This is a genomic window from Peribacillus sp. B65 (genome assembly GCF_058513295.1).
This window is the reverse complement of the sequence record NZ_CP195840.1, coordinates 922,742-939,397: the sequence shown is the minus strand read 5'-3', so window position 1 is coordinate 939,397 and position 16,656 is coordinate 922,742. Positions and strand designations below refer to the sequence as shown.

Below are 16,656 nucleotides of genomic sequence, written 5' to 3'. Positions count from 1 at the left end.
AAAAGTAGCATCGTTGAGGTAAATAGTTTTGGAAGTATTTTGACGTTATTTCGCTATATTAAAAAAATAGTAAATTAGTTGCACAAAAGTGATAAAATGGGTAAATGGAAACATACATGACAAGGAGAGACATTTCAAACCATGATACTTTCACTACTCGGTTTCATCTTAAAAGGAATTTTAATGAAAATGCCATTTGCCATATTAGGACTTTCCTTGATTCCGCAGAGATGGACAAACGCAATCACCAAAAAAGATATACCTTTTTTCATTGAACAAGTGCTGAGACTTTTAGTTTCTGCTGCCGTATTGTTTTTCGTTATCGATATCATGCTGCTGGATCTTACTGCCGCTGCATTCTTTTCGTGTTTTGCCATTATTCTCGGGCTCATTCTCATCATCGATTCAAGAATGTATATGTACAGTGCCAGTGAATCTTCAAGCACCCGACGGAATCGGAGGGGAAATGAAGCGGCAAAGCAGCCAAAAACACCTTGGAACGTACATTTCAACAGTTTGATGGGTGTCGTGTTGATTGCCGCATGGGTCATCATGCTGTTTTACCCGCTCACTTTTGCCGCAGATCTGCATGGATTGGCGAAGGTCGATAAGAAAAAAGAGCTGGAAGAAGTTCAAGATATAAAAACCATGCCGCTCGTTACAGTGAAAATGGCTGACGCAAAAGGCGATGCAGCGATTAATAAAATAGAAAATGCATCATATTTCACTGAAGGCGAATACCGTCTGACCAATATCAATGATGAATTGGCTTATACATCACCCATTGAAATGGACGGGTTTTTAAAAGCCGGGAAAGCGGAATACACGCCAGGTTATAATCTGATTTCCGCCGTATCGACGGATAAAGGGGCAAGTACTGTCAAAGGGAAGATGCTGTATGCTCCCTCACAGTACCTCAATCATGATTTGGAAAGGACCATCCGCAAGGCATATCCGAATAAAATCATCCATGATTCATATTTGGAACCGAACGAAGATGGAAAGCCCTTCTTCGTAGCTTCAGTCGGACATTATTTGAAATACCGCAGCGGTCCCGTGGTGGACGGGGTGGTATTGGTTAATCCGGAAACGGGTGACACGAAATACTATCCAAAAGGAAAAGAACCTAAATGGGTAGATCGGACATTCACATTGGAAACAGCCCTGGAATATTGGACTTACTGGGGAAAATATGTTCACGGGTGGAAAAACCAGTCCTTGATTGGACCGAAGAAAGATGTCCTGATTCCTAATGAGGATAATATGCAAGTTACGTTTAACGAAAAAGGCGAATTGATTTATGTAGTGGACTTTACCCGGGCTAAATCAAAAGGCAACTCCAAAACCCTTGTAGGTTATGGTGTTTTCAATGCCAAGACCGGTGAAATGACGTACTATAAAGGCGTCACGTCCGTTCTGACAGGAAAGGAAGCAAAATCCAACGCCAATGCGAGTGAGTTTTTGTCTAAATATCCAGGCTGGAAAGCCACTAATGGAATTTTCTATACGATCTACGGTGCTCCCACTTATGTCATTCCAGTTACAAAGGGCAGCAAGTTCCAAGGTGTGGCGATCGTTTACGCAAATAGCGATAATCCCCAAGTGATCTTTGGGAAAACGAAAGACGAAGCTTTCCGTAATTATAAAAAGCTGATTGCCTCTTTAGGGAAAGTCAGCGGTGTGACGCCTCAAAAAGGTTTTGAGATGAAAGAAATAAAAGGGAAGGTATTAAGGATCAATGATGCCAATCTTTCAAATGGATATGTCTTCCATTTAATCGTCGAAGGCAATGCCAAGAGGTTCTCGGTGGACCCTGGTGTCAACGCGCTATCTGATATTGTGTTGACGAATGTAGGAGACAGGGTTGTGCTGATGGTGATGGATATGGAAGAAAGCATCGTTCCAGTCGATGAATTCACTAATCTGGATTTGCCAAGGAAATGATAATGGATCGTGGACATATAAACTGGCCATCTCCAATATAAGCATGAAAAAAAGCATTGTCATCCGCAATGCTTTTTTCATGTTTTCGAATGATTGTCATGATAAGTCCGATAAATTGAATGAATGGATGGATTCCATATAATATCCCTTTTGAATGACGGCTTTTATTGCAAAGTGCCCATTTAACCGTTTCCGCACGCGGTACAGAAGTGAAGCGATTTCCTCTGCCGTCACAATTTGCTCGGGATCACCGACTCGCTCTGGCCAGACTTGCTGAACAATTTCTTCCTTTGAAATAAGATTGTCCAAATTTTCATAAAGGAGCTTAAAGCAATTGAATTCCTTGGTCGGCATTTTAATGGGTGCTTCTTCATTGATGATTACAGTCTGAAGGTGCTCATTGATAGCGACGGTTTGCAGGAACTCGGGGTTCACCGGCGTGAAATCCATTGTTAAATCGTTGTCGATGGAGATTATGAATTCAATCAATCCATTGACCAAAGTAATCGAATCCCCCGGTTCAATGTGACATGGATTGCCCGGTACGAGCGGCATCTGGTTTACGGTGGTGCCGTGTTTGCTTGCCAAATCCTCAATGAGGAGCTGCCCTTCCTCCATATAAATCCGGCAATGTTCCCTGGAAACAAAGTCATTGTAAAGCCTGAAATCAGCTTTGGAGTGCTGGCTTGCTCGGCCGATCAGCAGGCTTTTCCCTTCAAATACATAGGCGAATTCCTCGGTTTGGCCTTTGTGCATGGTTCTCAATACAACCTTGAAAGTTTTATAGATCATTCACTTCATACCCCTTAAAAAAATCTGAAAATTTAAATTATTTTCATGAATTTATCATTTTGGCTACATGGCTATTTAGTGGGTTCAATTTTATAATTATAAATTATCATTCGCTTACTTACTAACGAAAAATGAAAAAAATCCAAATTAGGCACACAGCCATTATAACAAAGAGGAACGAAGGATGAAGAAGAAACTCTATTTTTGCTGATGTTCGCTTTGACTGTGGGAGAAGTACTTCCTCAGCACCGGAAGAAGTTTGCGATGAAAATGTACCTTACGCTTGTGGAAAAGGAGTTGACCAAAGGTGAGTATGTGGAGAGATAGGATAAATGCTTTCAGCATCCTGCTGATGATCATTAGTATGATCGTATATATTATTTTTCCCCAGCCCTTTACCCTCATTCTGTACTGTATATTTGGCATTGCCTTTATCAGCCTGACTTTACTGAATTAAGACTACCTTTGAATGGGTGGAGGACGGAACCAATAAGAAGAAAAGAAACAAGCCTGCCGAATCAATGGCAGGCTTTTTTGATGCATAATGTTTCATGATGAAATTATAACTATTGGCATATGAAATTGTTAATTTTATCATGGGAGAAGAAGCAGGAACCGTTATGGGTTCCTGCTTCTTTCATTCAAAGGGAACCGATGAGGATATTTTCACACAATCGTACTATGAAATCCCGGGGCGCCATGGATTTAAAACGACTTTATAAGAGCCATTTTAATGCAGAAACGGTATAATTAATTGGCAGAAGTAGACATTAATATGGACTGCAACTGAGTTATACCGCGTGTTTTAATATGAATCTTGAGAGAAAGAACATTTATACAAAAGTCAAAGTAAGAAAAGGAGAAACCATGACTAATGAAACAGGATGGAATTTAGACAATAGCTATGCGCGTCTTCCGGAAAAGTTTTTCACGAGCACGAACCCGACTCCTGTACATTCACCGGAGTTGATCATTCTAAATGAACGTTTGGCGGATTCTCTTGGTTTGGACGTTAAGTCGCTGCAAAGCGAAGATGGTGTGGCGGTATTTGCGGGAAATGAGATTCCCGAAGGTGCTTCGCCGCTTGCTCAAGCATATGCTGGGCATCAATTCGGTCATTTTAACATGTTAGGGGACGGCCGGGCGATATTGCTTGGCGAACAGGTCTTGCCCGAAGGCGAGAGGGTCGATATCCAGCTGAAGGGTCCAGGAAGAACGCCATACTCCCGCGGGGGCGATGGCCGGGCTGCACTTGGACCGATGCTGCGCGAATACATCATCAGTGAGGCGATGCACGGGCTCGGCATTCCTACCACCCGGAGTCTGGCAGTGGTGACGACCGGTGAAACGGTAATCCGTGAAACCGGGCTGCCTGGTGCCATCATGACTCGTGTGGCTTCGAGTCATCTTCGTGTCGGCACTTTTCAATTCGCTGCAAAATGGGGCACGATCGAGGAACTCCGGACACTTGCCGACTATGCCATTAAGCGTCATTTTCCAGACATTGAATCCGATGAAAACCGTTATCTTTCGCTGCTGCAGGAAGTGGTCAAGCGTCAGGCTGAGCTCATTGCCCAATGGCAGCTGGTTGGCTTCATTCATGGGGTGATGAACACCGACAACATGACGATTAGCGGGGAAACCATCGATTATGGACCTTGCGCCTTCATGGATGCCTATGACCCTGCAACGGTATTCAGTTCAATTGATAGACAAGGCCGCTATGCCTATGGTAACCAACCTGTTATTGGAGGTTGGAATCTTGCGCGATTCGCTGAATCCCTATTGCCGCTGTTGCATGATGACCAAGATCAGGCCGTTACTTTGGCCCAAGATAAGATTTCCGTTTTTAATGATCTGTATCATTCTAATTGGTTAGCGGGAATGAGGTCGAAACTGGGGATATTCAACGAAGAGACTCAGGATGAAGCGCTTATTAATGGCATCCTCAGTATGATGAAAAAGCATGGTGCCGACTATACTAATACCTTCCGTGCCTTGACCTTTGATAAAGTGGAGGATACGGTCCTTTTCGGGACACCGGAATTCGCTCAGTGGCAAGAGCTTTGGAAGGCGAGACTGGGCAGGCAGAAGGAATCGAAAGAATCTTCGAATCAGTTGATGCAGAACAGCAATCCTGCAGTGATCCCACGGAACCACCGGGTGGAAGAAGCGTTGGAAGCGGCAGTGGAGCAAGGGGACTACGGCGTGATGGAACGGCTATTGGATGTTCTTGCAAATCCTTATGCACACTGCGAGGAACAAGCTGAATACGCCGCACTGCCTTTGTCAACAAAACCTTACCGGACTTTTTGCGGTACCTGATAATAAAACATGCATGGAGATAATGAAGCAGCTCCCGCGATTGAAGTCGATTCTTCGTCAACTTCAATTGCGGGAGCCCTTTTTGTGTTCATCAGTAAAAAAGTTTTGTTTGAAGAATGTCCAGGGCACGGTCAATCTCCGCTAAATCTGCCTTTGATGCATGTTGCAGCCGGCTTTGGAAACGGGATTCCACGATTGCAAAAGCCTCGTTCATCATCATTTCCCCTTCTTTGGAGAGGCGGATGTATTGTTTCCGTCTATCTTCCGAATCACTTATTTTTTCAATTAAATTCTTTTCGCTTAATTTTTTCAGTTCACGGCTCGTGTTAGGCATGGAGATATGATGACAGTCACTGATTTCACTTGGTGTGACAGGCTGACTGACGGTTATATATTCAAGAATTTTATATTGTACCGGCGTGATGGAATCGGATTTGGCGTTTTGTGTCAATTCGTGTGTCACTTGATGTACGGAAGTCGTAAATGTGACCATTTTTTCAAAAAGAGCTTTTTTGTCCATAACTTTCACCTCTTACTGAGAAGATAACAAAAGTGTTATCAAAATACAATTATCATTTGACAACAAAAAAGGGGGTGTAATATGATTGTTATCAAATGATAAGTAAATAGGGGGTACGTCATGAACATGCTGGTCATCTACACATATCCAAATCATAAAAGCTTAAGCCATTCTTTTTTAGAAAAAGTCATTCAAGGAAGTCAGGAGAACCCTAACATAAAGGGGATTCAGGTCTTGGATTTATATGATGAGGGCTTCAATCCGATCTTGGAGTTCAATGAGCATAAACGAAGGCGTGATATGCATCGTGATCCTCAGCTTGAAAAATATAGAAATCAGATTACCTGGGCCGACCAGATTGTCTTTGTCTATCCAATCTGGTGGGGGAGGCCTCCAGCAATGCTGATGGGATACATTGATCAATTATTTTCTGCGAATTTTGCCTATAGGGACAAAAAGGGATTGTTCCCGGAAGGCCTACTGAAAGGAAAGTCGGTCGTATGTGTGTCCACGATGAAGGGACCTGCAAAGTATCCGCTTCTCTGGTTGAATGATGCGCATAAAATATTGATGAAAAGAGCACTATTCAATTTTGTCGGAATCAAAAAAGTGAAATTTTTTGAATTCGGAAATATGGAAAGTCCAAAGGGGAAACAAACCCAAAAGCTAGAGAAGGTTTATCGGTATTTCAGAAAGGTGGCAGTCTAAGTTTTTACGTGATTGATAGGGGCACTTGATTTGTATATTTTGCTATGAAGCTGATTTGCTTTTTTGATTTCCACCCCAGGCACTCGCTTTCCGTGGGCGGTCCGGAAGCCTCCTCGGCGCTCTTTGCGCCTGCGGGGTCTCCCTTGGACACGTTTTTCCCACAGGAGTTCCAATCAACATTGGGTTGGGACTTTATGTCGGCGACCTTTCTTTTTTTATCTATTTACGTGTATCAGATTACATAGTTTGTTATGTAACTACTTTGCCGTGCAGCTTCGGAATCAATCCCGTTTTGTTTTCACGGATATCCATTTGTTCTTGATAAGCGTAAGGATCATACAAATCACTAGGATCGTAAACGAAGCTAATCCGCTGAACCATATGCTTTGGAATTCACTTACATAAGGCTGGATGATGTATGAAGCGACAATGGCCAGGACCGCGCTTATCGGTATGTAGTCAGCGACTTTCCCTTTGCTGAATACGATAACAAGGATTGGTGCAAGTAATGCCGAGTATATGTTGCCTGAGTAAAATAAGAGCTCCAATAGGTTGGGGGAATAGAAGAGTGTAGCAATGAAAACCAATCCTCCAATACAGATTGAAAGCAGGCAGGCCATCCTTATTTTTTGCTGGTCGCTTTTTTTTGTTTGTAATGGTTCAAGAATATTGGCTACGATCAGGCTTACCAATGAATGCAGGCAGGCACCGAATGTTGAGGTGATTGCACTGAAAGCGCAGAGCACAAAAAGGATGAAAAAGAATGGTGTCGTTATTTTGTTTGCCAATCCAGCCAGAATCGAGTGTATATCAGTGAAGCCGCCCGTAAAGATAACCATGATGAACAGGGATGAAAAGGAGAGCGGGAATATGATCCATATAAGGCCGGATAAAGAGAATGTCAATCGAACCTTTTTCATTTCTATCATGAATAATCGCTGCCATGATGTCAGGTCAAAGAAAAACTGGCCGAACCCGACTAGAAGCCCTGCAAAAAGAAAACTCCATAGATCATATTTATTGATTACGAGCATGTATGGATGGTATAAACGGATTCCATCATAAACGGGCTGAATCCCTTCCTTGACGAAAAAGTATAAGGGAATTAATATAACCGTGGCAAACATAAAGACGACTTGAAAAGCTGCGAATCCATGAATGAGCTTTAACCCGCCGAATCCAGCATAAAGGACACAGAAACCGAAAAAAAAGAACAGCCCGACATAGAGTGGCGTATCGAAAAGAAACTGACATAGGGTGGACGCAGCCATTCCCTGAATGAATAAAATGTGTAAGCTGGTTATGACCAGAATCACGATCAATATCCAATATCCGAGGGGATTGAGCCGGGCTTTTAAATAGTCCCCAATGGTCAAGCCCATGGGGAAGTCCTGCCGGACCCTCTTCCCGATGAAGCTGAACATGAACAGGGCGATCGCTCCCATCAGGGCGTATCCGATCCCTCCGAAAACTCCATACTTCACCATCGATTCGGGGGAGGATAATATCGTGGTTCCTGTCACCCAGCGTGCCAGGAGGGAGATGATCCCTAAACCCATCCCGATTTGAATGGGGCCTTGTACGTATTCTTGAAATGTACGTGATCGCAATGTTCATTTTCCTTTCTCGCGGAACTCCTTGGGCGTGATTCCCTCTATCTTCCGGAATAAAGTGCTGAAATAATGCTGGCTATTGAAACCCGATTTTTCAGCGACGTCTGATATGCTCCAGCTGGTGTTATTGGTTAAGGTCCTTTTTGCTGCCTTTATTCTATAGTGCATTAAATATTCCGAAAAGGAAGTGCCGACTTCTTCATGGAATTTCCTGCTTAAATAAGTCGGGTTGGTATGCACTTCACGGGCGATGTCCGAAAGGGAGAGTTTTTCAGCATAATTTTCATGAATGAATGAAAGAGAATGGTGAATAAGGGTTGAATAATTGTGGGAAGATTCCCTTTTGTCATACTTGGCCAGGACTTTATGCAAATCACTTTCTATTACAGGTTTTGTTAAATAATCAACCACGCCTATCCTGATGGATTGCTGGGCATAATCAAAACTTTGATGCGCGGTCACCATGATGATTTCGACCTCTTTGTTTAATGCCCTTAGGTCTTCACCAAATTCAAGACCCGATCGCCCCGGCAGGTTAATATCAAGGAAAGCGAGGTTGATTTTATGATTTTGGTTGAGGGTCAGTGCCTGACAGGCATCAGCAGCTTTATGAAACTTCCAAAAAGGGTATATGGACTGAATCATATATTCCATTTGTTCAAGGACCAATGGTTCGTCATCAACTAATAGTACATTCATTCCGGCTCCGCCTCCTCCGATTTCTTATCAAAAACCAGTGGCCATGATACCTCTACCTTAGTTCCCGAATCAGTAGAAGCTATATTCAATTGTGCACGATCATTGAAATACAAATATAAGCGCTTTTGGATATTATCCAGGCCATGGCCGCCTTCGTCCGTAACGAATGGTTCCTTTCCCATTAACCCATTATCCGCCACTTCCAGATACACCATCTGCGATTCCAGATAAAACCGGATATGCAGCAGGGCTTCACCCACTTTTTTTTCCAAACCGTGTTTAAACGAATTCTCCACCAATGTCTGAAGAATGAAGGGGGGAACAAGTGCGATTGCTAATGGTTCCGGGCAATCCATGTCAATCTTGAGCCGATCACCGAAGCGAAGGGTCTGGATGTCGAGATAATGCTGGGTATACTGAATTTCCTGGGAAAGGGGGATCAATGGTTCTGATGCTTTATATTTGAATTTCAGGAATTGCGAAAATGCCTCCAAGGCCCGTATCAATTCAGCCGTCCTGTTCAGGCGGGCCAAGCCCAATATGACATTTAGTGTATTAAACAAAAAGTGTGGCTGGATTTGCTGGTTCAATTTATTATATTGTGCTTCTTGCAGTGCTTGCTCCAGGCGGATCTCTTTGTTTTTATTTTCAAGAAGGTCGATCCTTTTCTCGAATATGAATAGAAATAAAAGAGCGATAGCTCCCATGATGGGAGCTAAAATGAAGAGCATGATAATTAAGGTGAATCCCTCGTAACTTAGCATGGAGAACCTCTGCTGGTTATATTTTTAAATAACTTGAATTATTCTGTTTATTAGTATCATACTAAAGACCCCTCCGGAAATCTACAGCTTATGACACAATGTGACAAGCGACTTGATGATTTTGTGCAGATTGTTTCAGTTCGGGTAGCTGTGTTTTACAGATATCCTGTACGAAAGGGCACCGTGTATGGAAGCGGCAGCCGTTTGGAGGGTCTATGGGTGAGGGGACATCACCCGTCAATAGGATCCGTTCTCTTTCATGCACAGGATTCGGTACTGGGATGGCCGATAGCAATGCCCTTGTATATGGATGCTGGGGCTGTTCGAAAATGGACTTTTTATCGGCTATCTCGACTATCTTTCCGAGATACATGACCATCACCCGATCCGAGATATGTCTGACCACACCTAAATCATGTGATATGAAAAGAAAGGTAAGGTCGAACTGGCGCTGTAAGGATTTTAATAAATTCAGCACTTGCGCTTGAATGGAGACATCCAGTGCAGAAACTGCTTCGTCACATATGATCAATTTTGGATCCACTGCCAGAGCCCGCGCAATGCCGATCCGCTGTCTCTGGCCGCCGCTGAATTCATGCGGGTATCTTTCCATGGATTCAGGTCTCAGCCCGACATGTCCCAATAATTCTTCGATCCTGCTTTTCCGTTTTTCTTTAGGGACTACATTTTGTATCGCTAAAGCTTCTCCGAGAATTTGGCCGATAGTCTGTCTCGGGTTAAGGGAGGCAAATGGATCTTGAAAAATAACTTGCAGATCCTTCCTGGTACGCCTCATTTCTTTTTTTCCTAAACTCAGTAAATCCCTGTCCTGAAAGTGAATGCTCCCGCTTGTCGGTTCATCCAATCTAAGGATTGCCCTTCCGGTAGTCGATTTTCCGCAACCGGATTCGCCGACTATGCTTAAGGTTTCACCCTGTTTGATATCGAAGGTAATGTCATCAACGGCTTTTACATGATTGATGGTTCTTCCGAAAAATCCACCCTTGATCGGAAAATACTGTTTCAATTGATTCACTTTAAGCAGAACCTTTTTCTCTGCAGCTGGTACACCCATCATTAAACCCCTACCTTCTCTTGAGCGTCATATTCCTTCTCCCATTGGGGGGTGAACATCCAGCAGCTGACCTCGGTGCTTGGGCCGATAGCCTGGAGATCCGGTACGGCTTGTTCACAAATGCTCTTCGCATGTGCACAGCGGGGAGCGAAGCTGCATCCCTTGGGCATGTTGTAAGGACTTGGAACGGTCCCTGGAATTGTAGTCAGTTCTTCCTGGTCCATGTCAAGACGCGGAAGGGAGTTTAATAAACCGATTGTGTAAGGATGTTTTGGGTTTGTGAATATTTCCTTGGCCAAAGTGTTTTCAACGATTTTTCCTGCGTACATGACAGCAACCCGATCACAGGTTTCGTATACGACTCCCAAATCATGAGTAATCAAAATGACAGCCGTCCCGAAATCCTTTTGCAGCGTCTTGATCAGTTCGAGAATTTGGGCTTGGATCGTCACATCCAGTGCTGTTGTCGGTTCATCCGCTATTAAAACCTCAGGATGGCAGGCAAGTGCCATGGCAATCATGACCCTTTGCCTCATTCCGCCGCTTAGCTCATGCGGCTCCTGTTTTGCCCTTTTTTCAGGTGAGGGGATCCCGACGAGCCGAAGCATGTCGACCGCTTTATTCCATGCTTCCTTTTTTCCCAGCTTTTGATGGAGCCTGATCGCTTCTGCAATTTGCTCGCCCGCTGTATATACGGGATTCAGTGATGTCATCGGCTCCTGAAATATCATCGAAATTTCATTACCGCGTATGGACCGCATCTGTTTTTCAGACTTCGTAAGCAGATCCTCCCCTTTAAAAAGGATGCTGCCACCGGCAATCTTACCGGGTGGCGATGGAATGAGCCTTAACAATGATAGTGATGTTATGCTTTTCCCGCTTCCCGACTCTCCGACGATTCCGAGCGTTTCCCCTTTATTGAGGGAGAAACTAATTCCATTGACTGCCTTACTCGTTCCTTCATCAGTGAAAAAGTGTGTCTGCAGATTTTTTACCTCCAGTATTTTATCATCATCCTGTTTCATCATCATACCTCCTTAGTTCAAGTCTATTCTTTTGTTAAAGTATCGATAGAGGACATCCACCGCTAAATTCATGAATACGAAGATAACGGAAGCGATGAGGACCCCGCCTTGGACCATCGGCAAATCCCTCGTTCTGATTGCATCGACTATCAATCTCCCAAGTCCATTGATGGCAAAAACGGACTCTGTCAATACCGTACCGCCAAGGAGTGCACCGAACTGGAGGCCAACTACGGTAATGACGGGGATAAGCGCATTTTTCAGGCCGTGTTTATAAATGATGATATATTCTTTTAATCCCTTGGCTCTCGCGGTCCGGATGTAGTCCTGTCGAACGACTTCAAGCATGCTCGACCTGGTCATCCTGGCAACGATGGCCGCACCGCCGGCCCCAAGGGTTATGGCTGGGAGAACCATGTGGCTGAAAGTTCCCCAACCTGAAACCGGAAACAAATGAAGGTTCACGGAAAAGAAGTAGATAAGCATGAGGCCCAGCCAAAAACTAGGTAACGAGATTCCCAATAAAGCAACGATCATGATGGAAATGTCAGCTGCCGAGTATTGCTTGGTAGCCGAGATGATTCCTGCGATCATTCCAAGCACAACGGTTATGAAAATGCTGGCAAGTGCCAGTTCAAGGGTGATGGGCAAGCGGACCATGATTTCGTCCAAAACAGGGCGGCTGCTGCGGAGTGATTCTCCAAAGTCACCTTGAACGGCATGAAGGACATAGTCAACGTACTGATAGAGGATTGGACGATCCAATCCAAGCTCATGACGCAGTGATTCAATCGTTTCTTTAGTCGCTCCTTCACCTGCAAGCAGTGTTGCCGGGTCTCCCGGGACCATTTGCATGATGAGGAAAACAACAAGACTTACACCCAGTAAAACAGGTATGGTTTGAAGTACCCGTCGGATAATGAATACGAACATTTTCTCTCCTCCTTATTTTTTCATTCTTGGATCCAGGGCATCTCTAAGTCCGTCCCCGAAGATGTTGAAACCAAGTACCAGTGTTGATATCGCTATCCCCGGAAACAAAGCGATGTGGGGGGCACTGAACAAATAATCCCGTCCGCTGCTCAGCATCGCGCCCCATTCTGGTGAGGGCGGCTGGGCTCCCAGTCCCAAGAATGACAATCCGGCTGCCGACAGAATGGCCGTTGCCAGACGTAATGTGGCTTGAACGATGACGGGAGATAGAATATTCGGAAAAATATGCTTGCAGATGATCGTGAAGTCAGTTGCTCCCAATGCACGAATGGCATCGATATATTCCAGCTTCCTGACTGACAATGTGGAACCTCGTACAATCCGGGCAAACATCGGTATGGAAAAGACACCGACCGCTACCATTACATTGATTAAACTTGGACCAAGGGCACTAATGATCGCAAGTGCAAGCAGTATTCCCGGGAAAGCCAGCAGAACATCGACAATCCTCATAATGACGGTATCGATCCATTTTCCGTAATAACCAGCTGTTAACCCGAGGAGTATGCCAATGAACGCCCCGAAGAATACAGAGACAAATCCAACCGTTAATGAAAGCCGTGTTCCATATAATAATCTGCTTAAAATATCCCTTCCCTTATCATCTGTACCCATCCAATGTTCGGCTGACGGAGTCTGGAGTTTGTTGACTAAATCAATTTCATAGGGATCCTGAGGTGAGATCAAAGGTGCAAAGATAGCCAATAAAATATAAAAAAGTACGATGTACCCGCCTACCAATGCCAATTTATTTCGCTTGAATTTTTTATAAAAAGCTTTCCAGTGTCTTAGTTTCGGAGTTTTTCTTTCTTTTACATTCAATTCGGTATTATTGATGACGACCTCTGGCTTCATTGGATTTCCTCCTTTTCTTTCATTCAATTTATTCAAAAAAGGTATTGAAGTAAATATGATGCGGAAAAGCAGTAAAGATAATTAAAAAATGAGTAAAGATTCTGAAAATATAAAATTCGGTTTTTTTTTATAATTTACATTAAGCCCGATGTACTCATAGCTGAAAGTTACTTGGAGAAACAAAGGCAGGTTGAAAAGGGAGGAAATAGAATGAGAAAAAGTATGATTGGGTTGCTTTTTGCTTCTTTATTAGGCATCTCATCCGTTTTATCAGGCTGTGCAACAGAAGAAACCGGCAGTAAGGAAACAGTAGAAAAAGCGAAGGAAGGAGGAACGCTGATCGTCGCGCGATTATCTGATGCGACCACCCTTGACCCTCATTTCATAACAGACATTCCATCTGCAAACGTCGTTTATGAAAAGGTTTATCAAACATTGGTCGTTCCTGACAAAAACATGAACCCTAAACCGCTGCTCGCAAAAGAGTGGAAACAACTGGATGATGTCACTTGGGAGTTTAAATTGCAGGAGGGAGTCAAATTCCATGATGGAGCTCCATTCAATGCCGAAGCGGTGAAAACCAATTTCGACAGGGTACTGGATCCGGCAACAGCTTCTCCGCAGGCTGGTAAATTGGAAATGATCAAAGAAATTAAAGTCGTTGACGAAACGACTGTACAATTCAAGCTGAAATATCCTTATGCTCCGCTGTTATCGATTTTAGTGAGTAATGAAGGAAGCATCATCAGCCCTAAAGCGATTAAGGAAAATAGTGACAAACTGGCTCAAAACCCCGTTGGGACAGGGCCATTCGTTTTTAAATCGTGGAAGCCTGGTGAAGAAATCGCACTTTCGAAAAACAAGGACTATTGGGGGGATAAGCCTAAGATCGATGGGGTGGTATTCAAGGTTGTCCCTGAAGATGCCACGAGGATTGCAATGATAGAAACGGGTGAAGCACATGTGACCGATCAAGTGCCAGTGACGGAGATTGATAGAATCGAAGCGTCAGGCACGATGGATTTATATCGCACGGAGGGACTTGCAGTTGAATACTTAAGCTTCAATGTTAAGAAAAAACCCTTTGATGATGTACGGGTCCGTAAGGCGGTCGCACATGCCATCGAGGTTGATTCCATTATCAAAGGGGTTTATAACGACGTCGGTACGAGGGCGAATTCAACAATGAGCCCGAAGGTGTTTGGTTATGATCCGGATATAAAAGGCTACGACTATGATATTAATGAATCGAAGAAGCTCTTGACTGAAGCGGGGGTCAAGGATGGTTTGGAGTTTACATTGACGACGAGTGATCGTAAGGAAAGGATCAATATGGCCGAGGTGATTCAATCCCAGTTAAAAGGAATTGGAATTAAGGTCAAGATTCAAGTCCTTGAGTACGGGGCTTACATTGATGCGACAGCCAAAGGCGAGCACCAGGTAGCGATAGGCGGCTGGGGCAATGCTACCGGGGATGGAGATTATAATCAATACAATCTTTTCAATAGCAAATCCCAAGGTGCTGCGGGAAATAGTTCATTCTATAGCAATCCGGAAGTTGATAAATTGATTGAAAGTGCACGTAAAGAATCGGATGGAGATAAACGTAAGGAACTATATTCCAAGGCTCAGGCAATTGAAAGGGAAGAAGTTCCATATGTTCCTATCCGTAACTATGAACACTTGGCCGTATATGGCGGGACGGTTAAAGGACTTTGGCTGAATCCGGCAAATTATTTAATGCTTGATGACGTAACCGTGAAGTAGGAATTCATCACAAAAGGAAGGCAGCATAAGGAAGTTATGCTGCCTTCTCAATTAGGAGGGGAAAATATGATAGATTTACTGCTAATCCATGGGACCGTGATAACCATGGATCAAAACAGGAGAATTCTGCAAGATGGCGCCATTGCCATACATCAAGGAAGGATTTTAGCCGTAGATTCAACGGAAAAACTGAAATTGAAGTATGAGGCAGTTAAAGTCATGGATTGCAGCCATCAGTGCATATTGCCTGGATTGATAGATGTTCATGGTCATGGGGGGCATTCCATGTTCAAAACGATTGCAATGGAGAATATTGATTTTTGGATGCCGATCATGACGAATGCGTATAAGCATTTTGTTACGGATGACTTTTGGTATTACGAAGGAAAGCTATCCTCGCTTGAGAGATTAAAGGCGGGCGTGACAACTGGGGTTAGCGTGTTAGGATCCATGCCGCGGTCCGATGAACCGATTTTCGCCATCAATCATGCAAAAGCATACGCCGAAGTGGGAATCAGGGATGTGGTATGCACGGGTCCTTGCAACCCTCCATGGCCCCATTCATTCAGCCGGTGGATCGACGGAAAGCGAGTGGTAAGGGAAGTTTCCTATGAAGAAGTGTTACAGGGGGCGGAAGCTGTAATCGAGGCGCTGAACCATGCGAATGAAGACCGCACGAGAGCCTTCATTACACCATTTGTCATCGTTACATCAGTGGATCCCTCGAATCCCACCTCACCGGACAGGCTTTATGGGCTGACTGATCATGACCTTTATCAAGCGAAGAAAATAAGGGAGATTGCCAGGAAATATAAAACACGAATTCACTCAGATGCCTTTGGCGGGATGATTCATTTAGCGATACAGGATAAGGAAAATGCCCTATTGGGTCCAGATGTCCATTTACAGCATTGTCGGGGCATTTCCTTCGATGAGGCAAGAATACTGGCTGAAACAGGTACCAACGTCAGTGCATCACCTGGTTTTGGCCAGGTTCATGCCCGTACCCCGATAACCGAATTATTGGAGATGGGGACAACTGTGGCAATCTCCACGGATGGGACTTCCCCTTCCACAAGCTTTGATATGTTTCAGGCAATGAGGAAAACACAGTTTGTTCACCAGGCAGCGCTTAGGGACTACTATTATTTACCTCCAGGCAAGCTACTGGAAATGATCACGATAGATGCTGCGAAATGCATTGGCTGGGATGATGAAATAGGCTCCCTTGAGATCGGGAAAAAAGCGGATGTCATTACGGTCAATCTGCATCAGCCTCATCTGACACCTGAATTCATGCATGTTCACCGGCTTGTATTTCAAGCAGTGGCGAATGATGTGGAGCATGTCATCGTGGATGGCAAATTGATCATGGAAGGAAGGAAAGTACGGACGGTCCATGAAAGTACAGTGCTTGATGAAGCGAATGAGGAGGCCTTTTCAACGATAAAGCGTGCCGGGCTCGAAAAGTATATGCAGCCGACGAAATACTTCTGGGGCCATGCCAGGGCCTATGTAGATGAAAAGCGATATGACGAACGCGAAGACGCTGCCGTGATGGCGAAAGGGGAATAAG

General features: G+C 44.2%; 15 protein-coding genes. 5 read left to right on the top strand and 10 right to left on the bottom strand.

Features of this window, described 5'->3' with window-relative positions; genetic code table 11:
- Positions 1 to 183 precede the first annotated feature (183 nt).
- Positions 184 to 1,944 carry a hypothetical protein gene (locus tag ACSR9O_RS04690; protein WP_491724015.1) on the top strand — a complete coding sequence of 587 codons (1,761 nt, stop codon included), beginning with the start codon at positions 184 to 186 and terminating at the stop codon, positions 1,942 to 1,944.
- 96 nt (positions 1,945 to 2,040) lie between these two features.
- Here ACSR9O_RS04690 and ACSR9O_RS04685 read toward each other — a convergent pair whose 3' ends face one another.
- Both ACSR9O_RS04685 and ACSR9O_RS04680 read right to left on the bottom strand, forming a co-directional pair.
- On the bottom strand, positions 2,041 to 2,736 hold the full coding sequence (locus tag ACSR9O_RS04685; RefSeq protein WP_101224414.1) for an FHA domain-containing protein: 696 nt from the start codon (positions 2,734 to 2,736) through the stop codon (positions 2,041 to 2,043).
- Positions 2,737 to 3,181: 445 nt separating this feature from the next.
- The gene (locus ACSR9O_RS04680) at positions 3,182 to 3,334 is read right to left on the bottom strand and encodes a hypothetical protein (RefSeq protein ID WP_491724014.1); all 153 of its coding nucleotides are present in this window, start codon (positions 3,332 to 3,334) and stop codon (positions 3,182 to 3,184) included.
- 269 nt (positions 3,335 to 3,603) lie between these two features.
- Between ACSR9O_RS04680 and ACSR9O_RS04675 the strand changes: the two genes are divergently transcribed.
- Positions 3,604 to 5,061: a protein adenylyltransferase SelO gene (locus ACSR9O_RS04675; RefSeq protein ID WP_434168644.1), complete on the top strand. Its 1,458-nt coding sequence runs from the start codon at positions 3,604 to 3,606 to the stop codon at positions 5,059 to 5,061.
- Between the two features lie 91 nt (positions 5,062 to 5,152).
- Here the strand turns inward: ACSR9O_RS04675 and ACSR9O_RS04670 are convergent, their stop codons facing one another.
- Entirely contained in the window at positions 5,153 to 5,581 is a 429-nt protein-coding gene (locus ACSR9O_RS04670) for a MarR family winged helix-turn-helix transcriptional regulator (RefSeq protein ID WP_491724013.1), read from the bottom strand.
- Positions 5,582 to 5,701: 120 nt separating this feature from the next.
- Between ACSR9O_RS04670 and ACSR9O_RS04665 the strand changes: the two genes are divergently transcribed.
- Entirely contained in the window at positions 5,702 to 6,289 is a 588-nt protein-coding gene (locus ACSR9O_RS04665; protein ID WP_402940693.1) for an NAD(P)H-dependent oxidoreductase, read from the top strand.
- 281 nt (positions 6,290 to 6,570) lie between these two features.
- On the opposite strand, the gene ACSR9O_RS04660 is transcribed toward ACSR9O_RS04665, so the two are convergent.
- The 7 genes from ACSR9O_RS04660 to nikC form a co-directional block, all read right to left on the bottom strand.
- Complete coding sequence (locus tag ACSR9O_RS04660) at positions 6,571 to 7,899, bottom strand: SLC5/6 family protein (protein WP_260356750.1); 1,329 nt, start codon at positions 7,897 to 7,899, stop codon at positions 6,571 to 6,573.
- A 3-nt stretch (positions 7,900 to 7,902) separates the two neighbouring features.
- Positions 7,903 to 8,601 (bottom strand): response regulator transcription factor, encoded by a 699-nt coding sequence (locus tag ACSR9O_RS04655; RefSeq protein ID WP_101224408.1) that lies wholly within the window; start codon positions 8,599 to 8,601, stop codon positions 7,903 to 7,905.
- A complete protein-coding gene (locus ACSR9O_RS04650; protein ID WP_101224407.1) occupies positions 8,598 to 9,365 on the bottom strand; it encodes a sensor histidine kinase in 768 nt (255 codons plus the stop codon). The genes ACSR9O_RS04655 and ACSR9O_RS04650 overlap by 4 nt, the downstream gene beginning before the upstream one ends.
- 88 nt (positions 9,366 to 9,453) lie before the next feature.
- A complete protein-coding gene (locus ACSR9O_RS04645) occupies positions 9,454 to 10,440 on the bottom strand; it encodes an ABC transporter ATP-binding protein (protein ID WP_260356752.1) in 987 nt (328 codons plus the stop codon).
- 2 nt (positions 10,441 to 10,442) lie between these two features.
- The gene (locus ACSR9O_RS04640) at positions 10,443 to 11,465 is read right to left on the bottom strand and encodes an ABC transporter ATP-binding protein (RefSeq protein WP_491724012.1); all 1,023 of its coding nucleotides are present in this window, start codon (positions 11,463 to 11,465) and stop codon (positions 10,443 to 10,445) included.
- Between the two features lie 12 nt (positions 11,466 to 11,477).
- Positions 11,478 to 12,398 (bottom strand): nickel ABC transporter permease, encoded by a 921-nt coding sequence (gene nikB / locus ACSR9O_RS04635; RefSeq protein WP_101224404.1) that lies wholly within the window; start codon positions 12,396 to 12,398, stop codon positions 11,478 to 11,480.
- Between the two features lie 12 nt (positions 12,399 to 12,410).
- Positions 12,411 to 13,313, bottom strand: coding sequence for a nickel transporter permease (gene nikC / locus ACSR9O_RS04630; protein WP_101224403.1), 903 nt, complete (start codon positions 13,311 to 13,313; stop codon positions 12,411 to 12,413).
- 210 nt (positions 13,314 to 13,523) lie between these two features.
- Between nikC and ACSR9O_RS04625 the strand changes: the two genes are divergently transcribed.
- Both ACSR9O_RS04625 and ACSR9O_RS04620 read left to right on the top strand, forming a co-directional pair.
- Positions 13,524 to 15,080, top strand: coding sequence for a glutathione ABC transporter substrate-binding protein (locus tag ACSR9O_RS04625; RefSeq protein WP_101224402.1), 1,557 nt, complete (start codon positions 13,524 to 13,526; stop codon positions 15,078 to 15,080).
- 66 nt (positions 15,081 to 15,146) lie between these two features.
- A complete protein-coding gene (locus ACSR9O_RS04620; protein ID WP_260356754.1) occupies positions 15,147 to 16,655 on the top strand; it encodes an amidohydrolase family protein in 1,509 nt (502 codons plus the stop codon).
- Position 16,656 lies beyond the last annotated feature (1 nt).

Coding starts and splice junctions, on each gene's coding strand:
- ACSR9O_RS04685 (WP_101224414.1), bottom strand. CDS start 2,736: ATGATCTATAAAACTTTCAAGGTTGTATTGAGAACCATGCACAAAGGC.
- nikB (WP_101224404.1), bottom strand. CDS start 12,398: ATGTTCGTATTCATTATCCGACGGGTACTTCAAACCATACCTGTTTTA.
- ACSR9O_RS04665 (WP_402940693.1), top strand. CDS start 5,702: ATGAACATGCTGGTCATCTACACATATCCAAATCATAAAAGCTTAAGC.
- ACSR9O_RS04620 (WP_260356754.1), top strand. CDS start 15,147: ATGATAGATTTACTGCTAATCCATGGGACCGTGATAACCATGGATCAA.
- ACSR9O_RS04680 (WP_491724014.1), bottom strand. CDS start 3,334: ATGATAAAATTAACAATTTCATATGCCAATAGTTATAATTTCATCATG.
- ACSR9O_RS04650 (WP_101224407.1), bottom strand. CDS start 9,365: ATGCTAAGTTACGAGGGATTCACCTTAATTATCATGCTCTTCATTTTA.
- ACSR9O_RS04645 (WP_260356752.1), bottom strand. CDS start 10,440: ATGGGTGTACCAGCTGCAGAGAAAAAGGTTCTGCTTAAAGTGAATCAA.
- ACSR9O_RS04655 (WP_101224408.1), bottom strand. CDS start 8,601: ATGAATGTACTATTAGTTGATGACGAACCATTGGTCCTTGAACAAATG.
- ACSR9O_RS04690 (WP_491724015.1), top strand. CDS start 184: ATGAAAATGCCATTTGCCATATTAGGACTTTCCTTGATTCCGCAGAGA.
- ACSR9O_RS04675 (WP_434168644.1), top strand. CDS start 3,604: ATGACTAATGAAACAGGATGGAATTTAGACAATAGCTATGCGCGTCTT.
- ACSR9O_RS04625 (WP_101224402.1), top strand. CDS start 13,524: ATGAGAAAAAGTATGATTGGGTTGCTTTTTGCTTCTTTATTAGGCATC.
- nikC (WP_101224403.1), bottom strand. CDS start 13,313: ATGAAGCCAGAGGTCGTCATCAATAATACCGAATTGAATGTAAAAGAA.
- ACSR9O_RS04670 (WP_491724013.1), bottom strand. CDS start 5,581: ATGGACAAAAAAGCTCTTTTTGAAAAAATGGTCACATTTACGACTTCC.
- ACSR9O_RS04640 (WP_491724012.1), bottom strand. CDS start 11,465: ATGAAACAGGATGATGATAAAATACTGGAGGTAAAAAATCTGCAGACA.